This window comes from Nocardia sp. NPDC020380, assembly GCF_044386975.1.
Lineage (GTDB): Bacteria > Actinomycetota > Actinomycetes > Mycobacteriales > Mycobacteriaceae > Nocardia.
On sequence record NZ_JBIRVQ010000001.1, the window covers coordinates 275,129 to 291,530 of the forward strand.

The 16,402-nt window shown below is 67.0% G+C and carries 19 protein-coding genes; 7 read left to right on the forward strand and 12 right to left on the reverse strand.

The window, feature by feature from the left end; genetic code table 11:
* The first annotated feature begins 35 nt into the window (after positions 1–35).
* From ACH438_RS01240 to ACH438_RS01250, 3 genes are all read left to right on the forward strand, one after another.
* Positions 36–1,145 (forward strand): alpha/beta hydrolase, encoded by a 1,110-nt coding sequence (locus tag ACH438_RS01240; protein ID WP_396999847.1) that lies wholly within the window; start codon positions 36–38, stop codon positions 1,143–1,145.
* Between the two features lie 38 nt (positions 1,146–1,183).
* On the forward strand, positions 1,184–1,867 hold the full coding sequence (locus tag ACH438_RS01245; RefSeq protein ID WP_396999849.1) for a CPBP family intramembrane glutamic endopeptidase: 684 nt from the start codon (positions 1,184–1,186) through the stop codon (positions 1,865–1,867).
* Between the two features lie 92 nt (positions 1,868–1,959).
* Positions 1,960–2,853, forward strand: coding sequence for an RNA polymerase sigma-70 factor (locus ACH438_RS01250; protein ID WP_396999851.1), 894 nt, complete (start codon positions 1,960–1,962; stop codon positions 2,851–2,853).
* A gap of 13 nt (positions 2,854–2,866) precedes the next feature.
* On the opposite strand, the gene ACH438_RS01255 is transcribed toward ACH438_RS01250, so the two are convergent.
* Positions 2,867–3,679 (reverse strand): LysR substrate-binding domain-containing protein, encoded by an 813-nt coding sequence (locus ACH438_RS01255; protein WP_396999853.1) that lies wholly within the window; start codon positions 3,677–3,679, stop codon positions 2,867–2,869.
* Positions 3,680–4,000: 321 nt separating this feature from the next.
* Here ACH438_RS01255 and ACH438_RS01260 point away from each other — a divergent pair, with 321 nt between their 5' ends.
* Positions 4,001–4,555, forward strand: coding sequence for a TetR/AcrR family transcriptional regulator (locus ACH438_RS01260; protein ID WP_396999855.1), 555 nt, complete (start codon positions 4,001–4,003; stop codon positions 4,553–4,555).
* Here ACH438_RS01260 and ACH438_RS01265 read toward each other — a convergent pair.
* Positions 4,545–5,456 carry a hypothetical protein gene (locus ACH438_RS01265; protein ID WP_396999857.1) on the reverse strand — a complete coding sequence of 304 codons (912 nt, stop codon included), beginning with the start codon at positions 5,454–5,456 and terminating at the stop codon, positions 4,545–4,547. The two genes, ACH438_RS01260 and ACH438_RS01265, sit on opposite strands and share 11 nt — an antisense overlap.
* Before the next feature lie 93 nt (positions 5,457–5,549).
* Between ACH438_RS01265 and ACH438_RS01270 the strand changes: the two genes are divergently transcribed.
* A complete protein-coding gene (locus ACH438_RS01270) occupies positions 5,550–6,143 on the forward strand; it encodes a TetR/AcrR family transcriptional regulator (protein ID WP_396999859.1) in 594 nt (197 codons plus the stop codon).
* Between the two features lie 72 nt (positions 6,144–6,215).
* Here ACH438_RS01270 and ychF read toward each other — a convergent pair whose 3' ends face one another.
* Together ychF and ACH438_RS01280 are read right to left on the reverse strand one after the other, a co-directional pair.
* On the reverse strand, positions 6,216–7,295 hold the full coding sequence (gene ychF, locus ACH438_RS01275) for a redox-regulated ATPase YchF (protein WP_396999861.1): 1,080 nt from the start codon (positions 7,293–7,295) through the stop codon (positions 6,216–6,218).
* Between the two features lie 98 nt (positions 7,296–7,393).
* Positions 7,394–8,023 (reverse strand): TIGR03086 family metal-binding protein, encoded by a 630-nt coding sequence (locus ACH438_RS01280; RefSeq protein ID WP_396999863.1) that lies wholly within the window; start codon positions 8,021–8,023, stop codon positions 7,394–7,396.
* A 101-nt stretch (positions 8,024–8,124) separates the two neighbouring features.
* Here ACH438_RS01280 and ACH438_RS01285 point away from each other — a divergent pair, with 101 nt between their 5' ends.
* Positions 8,125–9,081 carry a helix-turn-helix transcriptional regulator gene (locus tag ACH438_RS01285; protein WP_396999865.1) on the forward strand — a complete coding sequence of 319 codons (957 nt, stop codon included), beginning with the start codon at positions 8,125–8,127 and terminating at the stop codon, positions 9,079–9,081.
* On the opposite strand, the gene ACH438_RS01290 is transcribed toward ACH438_RS01285, so the two are convergent.
* Positions 9,066–9,524 carry a MarR family winged helix-turn-helix transcriptional regulator gene (locus ACH438_RS01290; protein ID WP_396999867.1) on the reverse strand — a complete coding sequence of 153 codons (459 nt, stop codon included), beginning with the start codon at positions 9,522–9,524 and terminating at the stop codon, positions 9,066–9,068. The genes ACH438_RS01285 and ACH438_RS01290 overlap by 16 nt on opposite strands.
* An 86-nt stretch (positions 9,525–9,610) precedes the next feature.
* On the opposite strand from ACH438_RS01290, the gene ACH438_RS01295 reads away from it, so the two are divergent.
* On the forward strand, positions 9,611–10,837 hold the full coding sequence (locus ACH438_RS01295) for an alpha/beta hydrolase (protein ID WP_396999869.1): 1,227 nt from the start codon (positions 9,611–9,613) through the stop codon (positions 10,835–10,837).
* Between the two features lie 7 nt (positions 10,838–10,844).
* Here ACH438_RS01295 and mraY read toward each other — a convergent pair whose 3' ends face one another.
* The 7 genes from mraY to ACH438_RS01330 all read right to left on the reverse strand — a co-directional run bounded on the left by mraY (position 10,845) and on the right by ACH438_RS01330 (position 16,366).
* Positions 10,845–11,921 carry a phospho-N-acetylmuramoyl-pentapeptide-transferase gene (gene mraY / locus ACH438_RS01300; RefSeq protein WP_397000709.1) on the reverse strand — a complete coding sequence of 359 codons (1,077 nt, stop codon included), beginning with the start codon at positions 11,919–11,921 and terminating at the stop codon, positions 10,845–10,847.
* Positions 11,922–12,178: 257 nt separating this feature from the next.
* Positions 12,179–12,661 (reverse strand): TetR/AcrR family transcriptional regulator, encoded by a 483-nt coding sequence (locus tag ACH438_RS01305; protein WP_396999871.1) that lies wholly within the window; start codon positions 12,659–12,661, stop codon positions 12,179–12,181.
* A complete protein-coding gene (locus ACH438_RS01310; RefSeq protein ID WP_396999873.1) occupies positions 12,615–13,031 on the reverse strand; it encodes a PIN domain nuclease in 417 nt (138 codons plus the stop codon). The genes ACH438_RS01305 and ACH438_RS01310 overlap by 47 nt, the downstream gene beginning before the upstream one ends.
* A complete protein-coding gene (locus ACH438_RS01315) occupies positions 13,028–13,246 on the reverse strand; it encodes a type II toxin-antitoxin system VapB family antitoxin (RefSeq protein WP_396999875.1) in 219 nt (72 codons plus the stop codon). The genes ACH438_RS01310 and ACH438_RS01315 overlap by 4 nt, the downstream gene beginning before the upstream one ends.
* Positions 13,247–13,323: 77 nt before the next feature.
* On the reverse strand, positions 13,324–14,163 hold the full coding sequence (locus tag ACH438_RS01320; protein WP_396999877.1) for a carbohydrate ABC transporter permease: 840 nt from the start codon (positions 14,161–14,163) through the stop codon (positions 13,324–13,326).
* Positions 14,160–15,059: a carbohydrate ABC transporter permease gene (locus ACH438_RS01325; protein WP_396999879.1), complete on the reverse strand. Its 900-nt coding sequence runs from the start codon at positions 15,057–15,059 to the stop codon at positions 14,160–14,162. The genes ACH438_RS01320 and ACH438_RS01325 overlap by 4 nt, the downstream gene beginning before the upstream one ends.
* Positions 15,056–16,366 carry an ABC transporter substrate-binding protein gene (locus ACH438_RS01330; RefSeq protein WP_396999882.1) on the reverse strand — a complete coding sequence of 437 codons (1,311 nt, stop codon included), beginning with the start codon at positions 16,364–16,366 and terminating at the stop codon, positions 15,056–15,058. Before ACH438_RS01330 ends, ACH438_RS01325 begins: the two co-directional genes overlap by 4 nt.
* Between the last annotated feature and the right edge of the window lie 36 nt (positions 16,367–16,402).

Genomic DNA, 16,402 nt, shown 5'->3' on the forward strand with positions numbered 1-16,402 from the left:
GTAGCGTTCCGATCCGTGAACGGGGTGAGGATTCAATGAGCTTGACCAGCGACTGGCTGTTCTACACTACGATCGCCGCAGCCGTCGCCGCCGTACTGGTAACCCTGCTGGCGTGGAACGCCGTTCGCGGTCCACGCCCGCTGCGCTGGCTGACCCGGCTCGGCATGATCGGGCTCTGCCAGGCCACCGCGGTCGCCGTGCTCGGCCTCTGGGTCAACGACAACTTCGCGCTCTACAGCTCCTGGAACGATCTGCTCGGCCAGCCGCCGTCCGCCGAATTCGGGAGCAGCGCCTCATCGGGCACCGCCGTCTTCACCGACGCCGGTGACGGCGTCCTCGGGACCGGCTACCGCGGCCCCGAATCCGGGCTGCACGGCACCGTATTGGTCTGGACGCCACCGCAATACGATCGGCCCGAGTTCAGCGGCTACCGCTTCCCGGTCATCATGCTGCTGCACGGCGTCCCCGGCACCCCGCGCGCCTGGATCCGCGGCGGCCACGCCACCACCGAACTGGCCGACATGATGCGCAAAGGCCAACTCCCACCGGCCATTCTGGTGATGCCCCGCATCAATCCGGCCGGGAACACGGACTGCACCAATATCCCGCACGGCCCGCAGACCGCCACCTGGCTCGCCCACGATGTCCGCAATCTGGTGACCGCCCGCTTCCGCGCCCTGCGCGACCCGTCCGGCTGGGCCGTCGCCGGCGACTCCACCGGCGGTTACTGCGCCGCCACCCTCCCGCTGCAATACCCCGGCGTCTTCGCGACCGGGCTCGCCTTCGGACCCGACGATTTCCAGGGCGATCCGGACGTCATCCCCAGTCGCACCCTGCGGCGGCTCACCAGCGCAATTCGCCTGGCCGGCAATGGCGCTCCCGTCGCACTCATGGTCGCCACCAGCCGCCACGACCCGTCCAGCACCCCCGCCAACGCGCAGGCCCTCGCCGCCGCCGCGAAATCTCCCACCCAGGTGGTCTCGCCCTTGATCGTCGACGACGGCGGCCACAACTGGGGCACCTGGCGCGGCATGTATCCCGGGGCCTTCGGCTGGGTCGGCACCCGCCTGCACCCGCCGCGGCGTCCCCCGGCCCCCACCGACCTCGCCATCGGCGCGGCCGCCCCGGCATTGCCCGCCAACTGAACCCGGCGGACCCGGCGTCCGGAAACTAGGGTGTGGACATGCGGATTCGACGGTGGCGGCGGGTTTATCTCGGCGCCGAGTATGCGGCCCTGTTCTTCGGTGGGACGACCGCATACAACGCGTATATGCGGGGCAGGCCGCCGATTCCGATTCTGCTCGCGCTGGCCGCGGGCGCCACGGTGTACCTGCGGCGGTCGGACGGTTTCGATCGGGAGTCGCTGTGGCGGCCGAAAGCCCTGCGGCCGCAGGCGCGATCGATGGCGGTCGCGGCCGTGTCGAACGGGCTGGCGCTGACCGCGGCGACGGCGCTGCTGCGGCGGGAGGATCTGTTCGATCTGCCGCGGCGGAATCCGGTGCTGTGGGCGGCGGTCATGGTGCTGTATCCGATGTTGAGCGTGTATCCGCAGGAGTTGATCTTCCGCTCGTTCCTGTTCCACCGGTACGCACCGGTTTTCGGGGACGGCGCCGGGCTGGTGGCGGCCAGTGCGGCGGCCTTCGGGTACGTGCACATCATCTTCGGCAGCTGGGTGTCGGTCGCGGCCAGCGGCGTCGGCGGCTGGATCTTCGCGGCGCGGTACCTGGCCAGCCAGTCGCTGTTCACCGCGTCCGTCGAGCATTCGGTGTACGGGATGCTCATCTTCTCGATCGGGCTGGGGCGGTACTTCTACCACGGCGCGGTGCCGGCGCGCGGTGCGATGCCGCAGTTGCCCCCGGCCACGTAGCGGTGGAAATCTTCCCGCATACCTGTCACAAACGGGCGCCGGGCGGCGTCCCATGGCCGACACGGTCGTGATGCGAGAGACGGAGTGCAGTGATGAGCGATGACCACCGGCCGGACCCTGCCACCGAAGCCTTTGTCACGCACCGGAACCTGCTCTTCACCGTCGCCTACGAAATGCTCGGCTCGGCCGCCGACGCCGAGGACGTGCTGCAGGAGACCTGGCTGCGATGGATGGGCGTCGACCTGGACACCGTGCGCGACCAGCGCGCCTATCTGGTGCAGATCACCACCCGGCAGGCGCTGAGCCGGCTGCGGACGCTGGGCCGGCGCCGGGAGTCCTATGTCGGGTCCTGGCTGCCCGAACCGCTGCTCACCACGCCCGATGTGGCCGAGGATATCGAGCTGGCCGAGAACGTCTCGATGGCCATGCTGCTCGTCCTCGAAACCCTCGCACCGACCGAACGCGCGGTATTCGTGCTGCGCGAGGTCTTCGCCCTCGAATACGACGAGATCGCCGCGGCCGTCGACAAGACGCCCGCCGCGGTCCGGCAGATCGCGCACCGGGCCCGCGCGCACATTGCCGCCCGCCGGCCGCGCGGGCTGCCCTCCCAGGCCGAGACCCAGGGCGCGCTGGAGGCTTTCCAGCGGGCCGTCCAGACCGGCGATATGCAGGGCCTGCTCGATATCCTCGCGCCCGACGTGGTGCTGCTCGGCGATGGCGGCGGCATCAAACAGGCGCTGCTGCGGCCGGTTTCGGGCGCGAGCCGGATCGCCCGCCTGCTCACCGTGCAGCAGACCCGGATGGCCGCCCTGCCCATGGAACCGGCACTGGTCAACGGATACCCGGCCCTCGTCCTCCGCGAGGGCGGCGAGGTCGACACCGTCATCGCGCTGCGCATCGACGACGGCCTGATCACCGGGCTCTACGCCGTGCGTAATCCGGAGAAGCTGTCGCACATGGACTTCGAGACCACCTTGCACCGCTGACACGGACCCTGCCCTAACCGGTCAGCGCGGCCTCGACGGTCGCGCGGACCCGGGCCCGCAGCCAGCTGTGCGCGGAATCCGCGTGATGCCGGGGATGCCAGGCCATGGCCACCTCGGCGGACGGCAGGTCGAGCGGGATGCGGAAGATGCCGGTGCCCGCCGAGATCGAGGTGTCCGGGAAACCCGGTGTGTGGCAGATCAGTTCGCTGTCCCGCACGGCGATCAGCGCCTCCGCGTAGTTCGGCACGGTGGCGACCACGCGCCGGGACAGCCCGAGTTCGGCGAGCCGCTTATCGATGGGCCCGCGCAGCCTGCCGCGCCGGGAGACGCTGAGATGCTCTGCCGCGGCATATATTTCGGGCGCGACCGGCCCGGTCGTGAACGGGTGCCCGGCGGCCGCGATCCCGAGCATGGCCACCTCGGCCAGCGGTTCGACGATCGTCTCGGGGTCGGCGTGGTCGATGACACCGATCTCGAGGTCGACGCGAGCAGGTTCAGGTCGAGATTCTCCACGGCGGCGCCTTCCCGATTCCATCAGCTGGAAAGTATCGTGCCCCATCTTGGCATTGTTGATCATCGGGAAGGCTCCGAGAATCGACTCATGACAACTTCCACATCCGGAACCCAATTGGCGGTGCTGAGCCAGAGTGGCTGCACCGTAAGCCTGTTCGGGATGCAGGCGGCCGGTGCGAACAAGGTCGAGAATCGGTTCCATGGCCGGGCGGGCGTGCGCGCGGCCGGTGTGGAATCGGATGCCGCGCATGCACATACCCAGCAGTGGCAGCGGCGTGGTCTCGGTGAAGTAGATGCCGATGCTGGTACACACGCTTCGGGGGCCGTCGAACGGATGGCACAGTGCAGGCCTTCGATACTGCTGCTGGCGTCGACCGTGACGGGGTATTCGCCACGTGGACCAGGTCGCTGAGGAATCCGCCGTGATTGTTGCCGGGCAGGCTGTACATCGCCATCGGCCCGGTCGTGACGCAGTTGCCGGTGTGCCCGCGCAGGCAGTTGCGGCATTCCCCGCAGGACAGCTGGAATGACCTGCGGTGGGGTCCGCCGGCATCGGCTAAGTCGATCGTCTTAGCAATCGGATGGAGTATGTTCTAGGACGATCGGCTTAGTCAAGGGACGCGAGAGGACACAGGTGGCCCGGGAAACCCGTCAGCGGATGATCGAACAAGCCGCGCTGCTCTTCCGCGCCCGCGGCTACGGCGCGACCGGCATCCGCGAGATCGCCACCGCCGCCGGCGCCCACCGCGGCGTGATCTACCACCACTTCCCGGACGGCAAAACCGAAGTGGCCCGGGAGGTCCTGGCCGCCACCGACGCCACCATCGGCGCCTACATCGAATCCTGGTGCATCGCACAGGAACCGCTCTCCGCCATGCGTGCCATCATCGCCGGCGCCAAGACCATGCTGGCCGGCGGCGAATACCCACCCGGCAGCCCCGTCGCCGCGATCACCATCGGCGCCGACGACGACGCCCTCCGCGAGTCGGCCCGCGCCGTCTACGCCCGCTGGCAGCGCGCCTTCCGGGACTGCCTGCACCGCAATGGAACTCCCGAACCCGAGGCCACCGATGTGGCGACGCTGCTGATCGCCGGGATCGAAGGCGCCCTCGTCCTCTGCCGCACCGAGGGCGGCAACGCCCCGCTGGACCGGGTCGCCGCCGCTCTGGAACCCTTGCTCAGGAGCTGAGCGGTAGGCGAACCTGGTTCAGCAGGACAGCCACGAAGCGATACAGGGCGAGCAGCGAGATGAATCCGAACATGAACAGGATGACGCTGCCTACGGACTTGTTCACCGGATTGAGGTACAGCGCGAAGGCGTAGGACCCGATCACCACGATCGGGGCAGCGTCCACCCAACTGAGTGGCCGCGCTTCCTCCCGGGCCAGCGCACCCTTGCCCAGCACGGGAATCAGCACGAACGAGATGACGAGGGTGATCAGAAACCCCCAGATCGCCCATCCGACAGGCAGTTTGGGATCACCGAAGAACGAGTCCTGCGCCGGCAGCGCCTTGGATCTTCCGACCCATTCGTAGACGCCGAACTTCGTGCAGAAACCATTGGCCAGAAACGCGATCCAGGCGTGCAGCATGCCGTAGAGCACGCAGTGCCACACCACCTGCCACGGCCGCAGCGAGCGCGGGTTCACCACGATCTTCCCGTCGAGCACCACATTGATGATCACGTAGACCGGCCACAACAAGGCCACCATGCCCAGCGGCACCAGCAGCGGAACGCTGCCGATATGGGGACCCATCATCGCCAGATCGCCGTACCGCAGATCACCCCAGATGAACCCGCCGAACGCGATATTGGTCTGCTCGAAGGACCATTCCACGATGGCCGCGATCACGAAGTAGGCCGCCGCGAGCTTCACCCCCAGGTGCTTGAGCATGTGCCCGAACACGGCCACCACCAGCGCCAACGAGGTGATCGTCTGCGGAATCACCGGTAGCCCCTTGCCGCCGGTCTGGATCCCCGACCAGAGCGTCATCACCACCCACACCACGCAGGCGACGCCGAGCGCCACATCGACCGGACTCACCCGCCGCACTGTGTCATTCGTGCGGTTCTCGGTACTCGTGCTCATTCGCCACAGTCCTTCGTTCGGCCGGTCACGTAGAACTAGAAAATTATTCTAGAAGATTTTTCCAGTCAATGGCAGATTCGGTACGGTTCACCAGTGACCACCGCCCCCACCGCCGGCCTCGCACGCCGCCGCGCCATCCTCGACGCCGCCCTGACGGTCTTCCTGAAAAGCGGAGTCGCTGGCGCCACGGTCGAGGCCCTGCACCGCGCCTCCGGCGCCAGCGTGGGCAGCATCTACCACTTCTTCGGCAGCAAGGACGGCGTCGCCGCCGAGCTCTACCTCGAAATCCTCCGCGACTACTACGACACCTATCTCGCTGTGCTGCAGAGCAATTCGACAGCCCGCGGCGGCATCGAGAGCACCGTCCGCACCCACCTCGAATGGGTCGCGGCCAACGAACGCCGCGCCCGCTTCCTCTTCCACCACCGCGAATTCGAGAGCATCGAGGAAGCCCGCCCCGAGATCACCGCCCTGAACGACTACTTCTACGGCGCCGCCACCGCCTGGCTCCAACCCCACATCACCCAGGGCCGCATCAAACCCCTGCCTCCCAGACTCTGCCAATCCCTCTGGATGGGCCCCTGCGTCGAATACGCGCGGCTATGGCTCGCCCGCACAACAGAATTCGACATCCTCGACCCTGCCCCGATCCTCGGCCAGGCCGCCTGGGACGCAGTAAAAGCCTGACCCCGGAACGAACCGAGCCCCACCCGGAATCCGGATGGGGCTCAGTGCAATTCGCTCTCGTGCGGCGAATCCTTATACGTTAAAACGGAATTCCACGACGTCACCATCGACCATGACGTAGTCCTTGCCTTCCATGCGGACCTTGCCCGCGGACTTGGCGGCGGCCATGGAGCCGGCGGCCACCAGGTCGTCGAAGGCGACGATCTCGGCCTTGATGAAGCCGCGTTCGAAGTCGGTGTGGATGACGCCGGCCGCCTTGGGGGCGGTGTCGCCCTGGTGGATGGTCCAGGCGCGGGATTCCTTGGGGCCTGCGGTCAGGTAGGTCTGGAGGCCGAGGGTGTGGAAGCCGGCTCGGGCCAGGGCGTGCAGGCCGGGTTCGGTCTGGCCGATGGATTCCAGGAGTTCGAGGGCGGATTCCTCGTCGAGTTCGAGGAGTTCGGCCTCGACCTTGGCATCGAGGAAGACGGCGTCGGCGGGGGCGACGGCGGCCTTCAGTTCGGCCTTCTTGGCCTCATCGGTGAGGACCGACTCGTCGGCATTGAAGACGTAGAGGAAGGGCTTGGTGGTGAGCAGCGTCAGCTCGCGGAGGAGGTCGGTGTCGATCTCCTTGCGGGCGGCGAACAGGGTGCGGCCCGCGTTCAGGATGTCCTGCGCCTGCTTGGCGGCATCGGCGACCGGCTTGCGATCCTTCTTGACCTTGGCTTCCTTCTCGAGGCGGACGACCGCCTTCTCGAGGGTCTGCAGGTCGGCGAGGATCAGCTCGGTCTCGATGACCTCGATATCGGAGGTCGGGTCGACCTTGCCGTCGACGTGGATCACATCGTCGTCGGCGAAGACGCGCACCACCTGGCAGATGGCATCGGCCTCACGGATATTGGCGAGGAACTTGTTGCCCAGGCCCGCGCCCTCGGACGCGCCCTTCACGATGCCGGCGATATCCACGAAGGAGACCACGGCGGGCACGATGCGCTCGGATCCGAAGATCTCGGCCAGCTTGCTCAACCGGGAATCGGGCAGCGGCACCACGCCGACGTTCGGCTCGATGGTGGCGAACGGGTAGTTCGCCGCGAGCACGTCATTGCGGGTCAGCGCATTGAAGAGGGTCGACTTTCCGACATTGGGCAGGCCGACGATTCCGAGGGTGAGACTCACGAGAAAGGGAGTCTACCTGGACCGTCGGCCTGCTCCGTCACGCCGGTACCGGCGAGAGCGGTGACAGGGACACTCCCCGCCGGCGGCCGCGGGCGGATTCAGGCGCGCGGGTCACGGCCCAGGTAAGCCAGCAGTTCGTCGACGACCGGGGTCTCGCTCGCGGGCACGCCCTCGACGATCGCCGCGTAGACCCCGTAATCCCGCAACGGCTCGATGAGTCCGCGCGCGGCGGTGAGCAGGTGGCCGGCGAGTTCGTCGGTGAGCGGCGCGGGCTGGCCGGTGCCGATGGCGATATCCCAGGCATGCACGGCGGCGTCGAGGGCGCACAGCACGCCGGCGATCGGAGTCGGGAGGGCGCCGAACGGCAGTGGGGTGGGGACGGTTTCGACATCGTCGCCGACGGTGGCCCAGGCGGTGACCGTGGGTTCGATTGCCGCGGTGAGCAATTCGTCGGCACTGCCGTCGAGGTGACCGGACGGCTCGAAGGGATCGAAAGCAGGCCCGTTGCCGATGCCCAGCACCTTGGCGTAGGCCAGCTGATCACCGGCCGCGTGCTGGACGACCTGCGTGACCGTCCAGGCCGAGCACGGAGTGGTGTTGCTCCACTGGTCCGCGCCGATGCCTGCGACCACGCCGGTCAGCGCGCGATGGGAGGTGGCGAGGACATCACGCCAGACGGGGGCGAGGAGGACGGCGGGATCGGCGGTGGCCTGCGGGTCGGTGCTCATTGTGCTTGCCTCTCAGGTGGTTTCGTTTCCGTTGAAACCAAGGTATGACGCTATTAGGCTAGATTTCTTCCTAATCATCCGACAGCAGAAAAGGCAGATATGTGACCTCCACCACAACCAGGCTGCTGCGGCTGCTCTCCCTGCTGCAGGAACACCCCTACTGCGGCCGCGAACTGGCCGAACACCTGGACGTCACCGGCCGCACCCTGCGCCAGGACATCGCCCGGCTGCGCGAACTCGGCTATCCCGTGCACGCCGAACGCGGCCCGATCGGCGGCTACCGCCTCAGCCAGGGCACCACCATGCCGCCCCTGCTGCTCGACGACGAGGAGGCCGTGGCCGTCGCGGTCGCCATGGATCAGGCCGCCGACGGGAGCACGGGCATCGCCGGCATCCAGGACAGCCTGGAACGCGCCCACGCGAAACTGGCGCGAATCCTCCCGAAACGCTTGCAGCGCAAGGTGTCGGCGCTGCGCGCGGTGACCGATGTGGGTCCCGCGGTCACCGGTTCCCGTGAACCCGACGCCCCGGTGCCCGCCGAGATCCTCGCCACCCTGGCTTCCGCGATTCGCGCGACCACCACCGTGCACGCGGGTGACCTCGAATGCGAGCCTTACCGACTGATCAGCTGGCAACGCCGCTGGTATCTGGTGGCTTACGCGCTCGAAACCCATTCCTGGCGGGCGATTCCCGTGGCCGGACTGGCCGCGGTCACGCTCGGCGACCGTCATTTCGCCTCGCGCCCGCTGCCGGACGAGGATCTGGTCGCCTTCGTGCTGCGCGAGATCGCCAGCACCGGGTGGCGGGTGCACGCCCGGGTCACCGTGCTGGCGCCCGCGGAAACGGTGATCGCACGCATCAATCCCACAGTGGGCGTGGTCGAACCGCTCGACAACGAGTCCTGCCTCCTGCTGACCGGTGCCGACCGCCTGGAGACCATCGCCATCTACCTGAGCATGCTCATGATGGATTTCCGCGTGGACGATCCACCCGAGCTGGTCGCGCACATCCGCACGCTGGCGCGCCGCTATACCGAGGCCACTCAGAGTTCGTCGTAGATGGCGGCCAGATGTTCGAGGACGGATGTCGCGGATTCCAGTGCGGCGGAGTCGTATTCGGACAGCGAATCCTGCAGCGCCGCGGTCAGTTTCCGCTGACGCCGGCGATGCCGTTCGCGGCCCGCATCGGTCAGTGAGACCTGGACCGAACGCTTGTCGCCGGGCGACGGTGTGCGGGTGACATATCCGGCCGTCACGAGCCCGTTGACGAGCTGAGTCGTTGCGGCGCCAGTGGTTTCGGTGCCGGCGGCGAGCTGCCCGATCGTCATCGGCCCGCCTTCGGCGAGGATGCGCAGTGCGCGGGCGTGCGTCATCGATACCGCGCCGGGCACCCGGGTCGCGCGGCCGCGCAGGCGTGCGTCGGCGGCGCTGAGCCGGTAGGCGGCGCGCGCCAGCCGGTCGAGCGATTCGCCGCGGGCGGCGTCCGGTCGGGGTTTCGGCATGGGGTTCTCCTCGGCGCATGGGACTTGACAGCACTTTATCCTAAGTACTTAATAGATAAGTACTTAGCTATTCGAGAGGAAGCACCATGACCCACCGTTCGACCGCCCAGAGCTGGACCCTGGACATCGCCCTCGCCCAAGGCGGATTCGATGCCCTGCACCCCGAGGCCAAGGGCACGATGGAACAACTCGGCCACGACCACACCGACTTCGACAAGGTCTTCGCCCTGGTCAAGAGCGGCGCCATGCTGCCCAAGGCCTGGGCCGCCATCGCCGCCCAAGCCGAGGAACGCGCCACCCACCACGAGCGGAACGGCTTCCGCCGCACCGCCTCCGACCTCTACGAACGCGCCGCCGTCATGTGGGGCCGGGCCCAGTACTCGATCCTCGACACGACGGACCCGCGCAAGGCCGCCTTCCGCGCACGGACCGGCCACTGCGTCGCCCGGCTCGGCGAACTGCGCGACGATCGCGTCCGGCGCGTGGTGCTCGACTTCGAAGGCGGCCTGATCTACGGCCTGCTGCACCTCCCCGCGGGTCCGGTGCAGGGCGCGCCCGCGGTGATCCTCGGCCCCGGCATGGACATGATCAAAGAGGACTACATCCACGCCGCGGAGCGCTACTACACCAGCCGCGGCACGGTCGCCCTCTCCATCGAAGGCCCCGGCCAAGGCGAAACCCGAACCGGCGGCCTCACCGTCGATCTCACCAACTACGAACGCGCCATCGGCCGCTACCTCGACTACCTCACCGAACTACCCGAGGTCGATCCGCAGCGCATCGGCATGTTCGGCATCAGCATGAGCGGCTACTGGGGCTCCCGCGCCGCCGCCACCGACCGCCGCCTGGCCGCCCTCGCCGCCTTCGAAGCCGTCACCGGCGATTTCCACACCATCTTCGACCGCGCCCAGCCCAGCTTCAAGAACAACTACATGTGCATGGCCGGCTACACCGACGAAGCCGCCTTCGACCGAGACCTCACCACCCACCTCCCCCTCGGCGACCTCGTCGAAAACATCACCTGCCCAGTCCTCTACGGCATCGGCGAATTCGACGAACTCACCCCACTGGAACAGGCCCTCACCAGCTTCGACCGCATCCACGCCCCCAAAGAACTCCGCGTCTACGAAAACGAATTCCACCCCCTCGGCGGCGTCGCCGCCGAAGCCTTCCGCTTCGCCGCCGAATGGCTGGAACGAGCCCTGCACGGCGAATTCGCCGAACCCGCCCGCGACATCCGGCATTACGTCCACCGCGACGGCCGCACCACCGACGGCACCGCCCGCCCCACCTGGTGGCTCGACGGCCGCTGAACCCCGGCTAGCCGATCACGGCAAGGTCCTCGCCATAGAACGCCATCAGCCCGGCCGCCGCGGAAATCGCTGCCACCAGCCAGAATCGAGTGGTCACCATGGTTTCCGGCCAGCGGCCGAGTTCGAAATGGTGATGCACCGGAGCCATCCGGAACAGTCGGCGCCCGGTAGTGCGGAACACGATGATCTGCAACAACACCGAGAAGATCTCCGCGCAGAACAGGGCGCCGACCAGCACCATCAGCAATTCGGTGCGGCTGGTGATCGACAGTCCGGCCAGCAGCCCACCCAGCGCCAGCGCCCCCGTATCGCCCATGAAGATCTTGGCGGGAGCCGCATTCCACCACAGGAATCCGACACATGCCGCACCGGCCGACGCGCACACCAGCGCCAGATCCAGCGGATCCCGCACTTGATAGCAGCCCGCGTGCGGACGCGCGACGCAGGAATTCGTGTACTGCCAGAACGTGATCAGCACATACGCGCCCAGGGTCATCCCCATCGACCCCGCCGCCAGTCCATCGAGTCCGTCGGTGATGTTCACCGCATTCGACCAGGCCACCACCAGAAAACAAACCAGCACCAGGAACAGCACCGGAATGAATGACAGCCACCCGAGATCGCGCACGATCGAAAAGTGCCTGCTCCCAGGCGTCAGCCCCTGACTATCGGGAAATCGCAGCGCCAAAATCCCGAAAATAATTGCGGCACCGAACTGCCCGACGTACTTCCCCCGCGCCGTCAACCCCAGATTCCGCCGCTTGTACAACTTGATGAAGTCATCCAGAAACCCGACAACCCCCAGCGCAGTAGCCAACCCGAGCACCAACAACCCGGAAGCCGTCATCCCCGGCGCATGAAACCGCAACCCGATCACATGCGACCCCAGATAGCCAGCCCACATCCCCGCCACGATCGCAATCCCACCCATAGTGGGCGTCCCCCGCTTGACCTGATGACTCCGCGGCCCCTCCGCCCGAATCTCCTGCCCCAGCTTCACCCGCGTGAACACGCGAATAAGCACCGGCGTCACCGAGATGGACACCGCGAGCGCAATCATCGCAGCGAACAGAATCTGTCTCATCACTCTCCCAGAACCCGCCCACCGGCTCCCCCGGCGCGCCTCATCGCCCCCATGCATAACTGCACAGGACCGCTGCCAGCCAAGCACATGCTTCCGAGAGTGGCGACCGACCCGAAAGCGCCTACCCCCTACCGAAATCCTCGGTATTGCCGATGATCAGGGCAGACCGGCTGCGTGGCGCATTGCGGAGCGGCCGCGTTGGGGGGCGGAGGCGTCGTTGAGGAGTTGGATTTCCTGGTTGATGGACATGGAGATGCCTATGAGGGTGGTGGCGATCTCGTCGGGGGGCGGTGGGGGGTGGGGGATTCCGTTTGGGCGGCGGTGATTTCGGCGGTCAGGAGGGTGCGCCAGGAGAGGACTGGGGCGCGGAGGTGGTCTCGGATGGGGCCGGGGCGGCCGTCGAATTCGGTGGAGGTGGAGGTTACGAAGCAGCCGCCGGGGAAGGGGCAGTCGGAGAGGTAGGCGATCCAGGCGTCTATGAGGTGGGAGAGGCGGAGGGGGCCGGGTGGGAGGTCTGCAAGGGGGGTCAGGACGGCGGTGCGGAAGATGTGGCTTGCTTGTTCGAGGGCGGCTTGCTGGAGGTTTTCGCGGGAGCCGAAGGGGCCTAGGACGCCGGCTTTGCTCATGGAGAGGCGGTCGGCGAGGGAGCCGATGGTGAGGCTGTCCAGGCCGATTCGGGAGGTGAAGACGACGTCAGGGGCATGGGTCGGTGACGAAGACGACCGGTTGACCGGTGACACGTGCGACGGTCTGGAAGTCTCGATCGTCGCAGAGCACCGTAAGGCGGTGGTGGGATGCGGTGGCGGCAATGAGCAGGTCGACCGGGCCGGCGGATCGGTGCATTCCGTGTTCGGTGAGCAGTTGCTGGATCGTCTCGGCTTGCTCGTAGGCTTGATCGGGCATGGGGACCCAGCCGAAGAGGTCTCGGAGCAGGCGTTGCTTCTCGAGCCGGTCGGCCAATGATCTGGCGGAGTACAGGAATTCGAGTTCCACTACCGGGCAGGTTGCGATGACACCAGCGGTCAACCGATCCATCCACGACTGCCGGTGCTTGTCCTGCAAGATCCGGAAGAGGCCGGATGTGTCGATGAGATAGAGGGCTGGAGTCACTGCCGGTAGGCCGCCTTATTTCCGACGAATTCATCGAAGTCGCCACGATCCGCCATTTCGCCGAGCCGGGCCAGAGCGCGGATACGGACCAGGCGCTGACCGACCTCCCGCAACGCGGCGTTGACCGTATCCTTCTTGGTTTTGGTGCCGAGAACCTCCGCGGCGATAGCTAGCGCTTCCTCGTCGATCTCGATCGGGGTCTTCGATCCAGCCATTGCACGACTCCTCTGGATATCCGGGACATCTGAGTTGGATATCCAGAGTATCAGGCTGGAGAACCCCACGGCGGCTCTCAGCGGCCGCCGAGGCCGGACATGGCGATTCCTCGGACGAAGGCGCGCTGGGCCACCGCGTAGAGCAGCAGGAGGGGCAGGAGGAGGATTACCGAGGTGGCCATGAGGAGGGGCCAGTTGGTGTTGTACTGGCCTTGTAGGCGGACGAGGCCCAGGGTGGCGGTGGCGTATTCGTTGCGCTGGATCATGATCAGGGGCCAGAGGAAGTCGTTCCACACGGTGATCCAGGTGAGGACGGCCAGCACCATCAGGGCGGGGCGCGTGTGGGGCAGCAGGATTCGCCAGTAGATCTGCCATGAGGTACAGCCGTCGAGGATGGCCGCCTCCTCCAATTCCGCTGGGAGCGTGGCGAAGAACTGGCGCATGAGGTAGGTGCCGAAGGCGCTGCCGAACAGGCCGGGGACGATCATGGCCCACGGGGTGTCCATCCAGCCGAAGGCTCGCATGAGCAGGAACTGCGGAATCACCGTCACGGTGAGCGGGACCATCAGGGTCGCGAGGTAACCGAGGAACAGGGCCTCGCGACCCGGAAAACGTAAGCGCGCGAACGCATATCCGGCCAGGGAGCAGAAGAAGACCTGGCCTGCCGTCACGCAGGCCGCGTATACGAACGTATTGAGCAGCATACGACCGAGGGGGATGAGGTCGAAGGCCGCACGGTAGTTCGACCATTGCGGATGCGCGGGCAGCGGCGCGAGATCCGTGATGGTGCCATCGGTTTTCAGCGAGGCCGACACCGCCCACAGGATCGGCGTCAGCGCACACCAGGCCACGGCGATCAAGGCCAGGTAGACACCGAGCCCGCTCGCCAGGCGACGCCAGGCACTCCCCCGCCTCACAGCTCCGCCTCCGCCCGCCGCGAGAACCGCAACTGCACCAGCGTGAGCAGCAGGAGAATCGCGAAGATCACCCAGGCCAGCGCCGACGCATACCCGACCTCGTAGAACCGGAAAGCGTTCTGGAACATCATGATTCCCAGCACATAGGTGCCGGTCTCCGGCCCACCGCTACTGCCGGTCAGCGCGTACGCCTGGTCGAAGGCCTGCACCGAGTTGATGATCGTGATGACGAAGACGAACGACAACGCTCCCCGGATCAGCGGCACCGTGATCGACCGGAACCGCCGGAAGGCCCCGGCCCCATCGATTTTCGCCGCCTCGTACAGATTCTCGGGCACTCCTTGCATGGCGGCCAGCAGGATCACGGTGGCGAACGGCACGCTCTTCCACACCGTCACCAGGCTCAGGGACACCAGCGCCCAATCCGGATCGGTCAGCCACGGCACCGGTCCGATCCCCGCCCACCCCAGCACCACATTGACCAGCCCGTCATCCCCGGCGAGCAGGAACCGGAACACCACCGCCATGGCCACCGTCGACGCCACCAGCGGCAGGAACACCACCACCCGGAAAACCGCCATCCCCGCCAGCTTCCGGTTCAGCAACCCCGCCACCAGCAGGCTGATCACCACCGTCGGCACCAAGGTCAGCACCGTGAACACCGCACTGTTGCGCAAGGCGATATAGAACAGTGGATCATCCGCCACCAGCCGCCGATAGTTCTGCACCCCCACGAACCGCGGCGGACTGAACAGGTCCCACGAATGAAAACTCAGGTACAGCGAGAACCCCAGCGGGAACAGCATGAACACCGCCACCGCCGCCACATTCGGCGCGACGAACCCCATCCCGTCCCGCGCCCGCCGTCGCGCCAGCGCCGACCCCGCCCAGTTCATACCGCCGCCCGGAGCAGCGCATCGATATCGCGGGCGGTCACCCCGCCCAGCGAATCCGCCTGTGCCGCACCACGAAGCACCCGGTTACAGCCACGTTCGAGCAACGACTCGACCTTCCCCCAGACCGGCGTGACGGCCATCTGACGCGAGTTCGCGGGCCCTTCGGTGAAGACTTCCAGATTGCGGATATTCCGATGCGCCGCCGCGAAACCCGGTGACTGCATGGCGGATTCGAGCACCGGCACGAACAGCCCGGACGCCGCGATGATGGCCTGCCCCTCCGGCCCGGTGGCGAATTTCACGAATTCCCAGGCCTGTTCGCGCCGCGGACTGTGTGCCGCGATCGCCAATCCCGTACTACCCACATCAGTGATCGATCCCGGTCCACCGTGCGGCCCCACCGGCAGCACGGTCACATCGAAGTCCAGATCGTCGAGCCCGGTGAATTCCGAGTACAGCCAGTGCCCGCCCATGAGCATGGCGGCCCGCCCACTGCGGAACAGGTCCTGCGCCGAAACCGATTGCTGATTACCGACATTGGGCGCCACCCGATGCCGCACGGCGAGATCGGCGTAGAACTGCAATCCCTCCGCGAACCGCGGATCACCGAGATTGGTGCGGGTCGGCCGCACCGGCGGGCTGAACCATTCCGCACCATTGTTCATGCCGAAACATGCGGCGGAGAAATACGGCACCCAGGCGTCGCAGAACCCCCACTGCCGGATCCGCCCATCACTGCCACGGTGGGTGAGCGCCTGCGCGGCGGCCAGGAATTCGGCGAACGTCCACGCCGACGCCCACGTATCGGGGGGCCGGATTCCGGCCTGGTCGAACAGTTTCCGGTTGTAGTACAGGAAGACGCCCGACCATTGCTCGGGCAGCGCGAACTGCCCGCCGTCCCATTGGAAGGTCTCGCGCAGCGTCGCGTACCCGTCCTCGCGCAGCTCGGCGTCGTAGCCGGGTTCGCGGCCGAGGAAGTCCCGCAGATCCACCAGGACACCGCGATCCGCGAGCCCGGCGTACAGCAGTTCCCACGCCATCATCACGTCCGGGCATTTGCCGCCCGCGCAGTAGGTGAGCATCTGCTGCAGCGGGTCCGGCCCGGACAGGATGGTGCGGATCTTGATATCCGGTCGCCGCCTGCGGAATTCGTCGATGATGCGCAGTCGCGCCCGCGCCTCCTCCGGCCGGGCCTGGAAGAAGAAGGTGACGGCGTCATCGTCGCTGCCGGTACACCCGCCGGCCGCCAGCAGACTCGCCGCCGCCGCGGAGCGCAGCAGAGTACGCCGATCGAAGCCGGTGCGCATCGCTTCTCCTCTGGTCGCGGCAGGCTGAGCGGGGCC

What these genes read in the sequence shown, in the direction of transcription:
- ACH438_RS01295 (WP_396999869.1), top strand. Translation starts at nt 9,611, where the DNA reads ATGACCCACCGTTCGACCGCCCAGAGCTGGACCCTGGACATCGCCCTC.
- ACH438_RS01245 (WP_396999849.1), top strand. Translation starts at nt 1,184, where the DNA reads ATGCGGATTCGACGGTGGCGGCGGGTTTATCTCGGCGCCGAGTATGCG.
- ACH438_RS01280 (WP_396999863.1), bottom strand. Translation starts at nt 8,023, where the DNA reads ATGAGCACCGACCCGCAGGCCACCGCCGATCCCGCCGTCCTCCTCGCC.
- ACH438_RS01250 (WP_396999851.1), top strand. Translation starts at nt 1,960, where the DNA reads ATGAGCGATGACCACCGGCCGGACCCTGCCACCGAAGCCTTTGTCACG.
- ACH438_RS01265 (WP_396999857.1), bottom strand. Translation starts at nt 5,456, where the DNA reads ATGAGCACGAGTACCGAGAACCGCACGAATGACACAGTGCGGCGGGTG.
- mraY (WP_397000709.1), bottom strand. Translation starts at nt 11,921, where the DNA reads ATGAGACAGATTCTGTTCGCTGCGATGATTGCGCTCGCGGTGTCCATC.
- ACH438_RS01315 (WP_396999875.1), bottom strand. Translation starts at nt 13,246, where the DNA reads ATGGCTGGATCGAAGACCCCGATCGAGATCGACGAGGAAGCGCTAGCT.
- ACH438_RS01240 (WP_396999847.1), top strand. Translation starts at nt 36, where the DNA reads ATGAGCTTGACCAGCGACTGGCTGTTCTACACTACGATCGCCGCAGCC.
- ACH438_RS01325 (WP_396999879.1), bottom strand. Translation starts at nt 15,059, where the DNA reads ATGAACTGGGCGGGGTCGGCGCTGGCGCGACGGCGGGCGCGGGACGGG.
- ACH438_RS01290 (WP_396999867.1), bottom strand. Translation starts at nt 9,524, where the DNA reads ATGCCGAAACCCCGACCGGACGCCGCCCGCGGCGAATCGCTCGACCGG.
- ACH438_RS01330 (WP_396999882.1), bottom strand. Translation starts at nt 16,366, where the DNA reads ATGCGCACCGGCTTCGATCGGCGTACTCTGCTGCGCTCCGCGGCGGCG.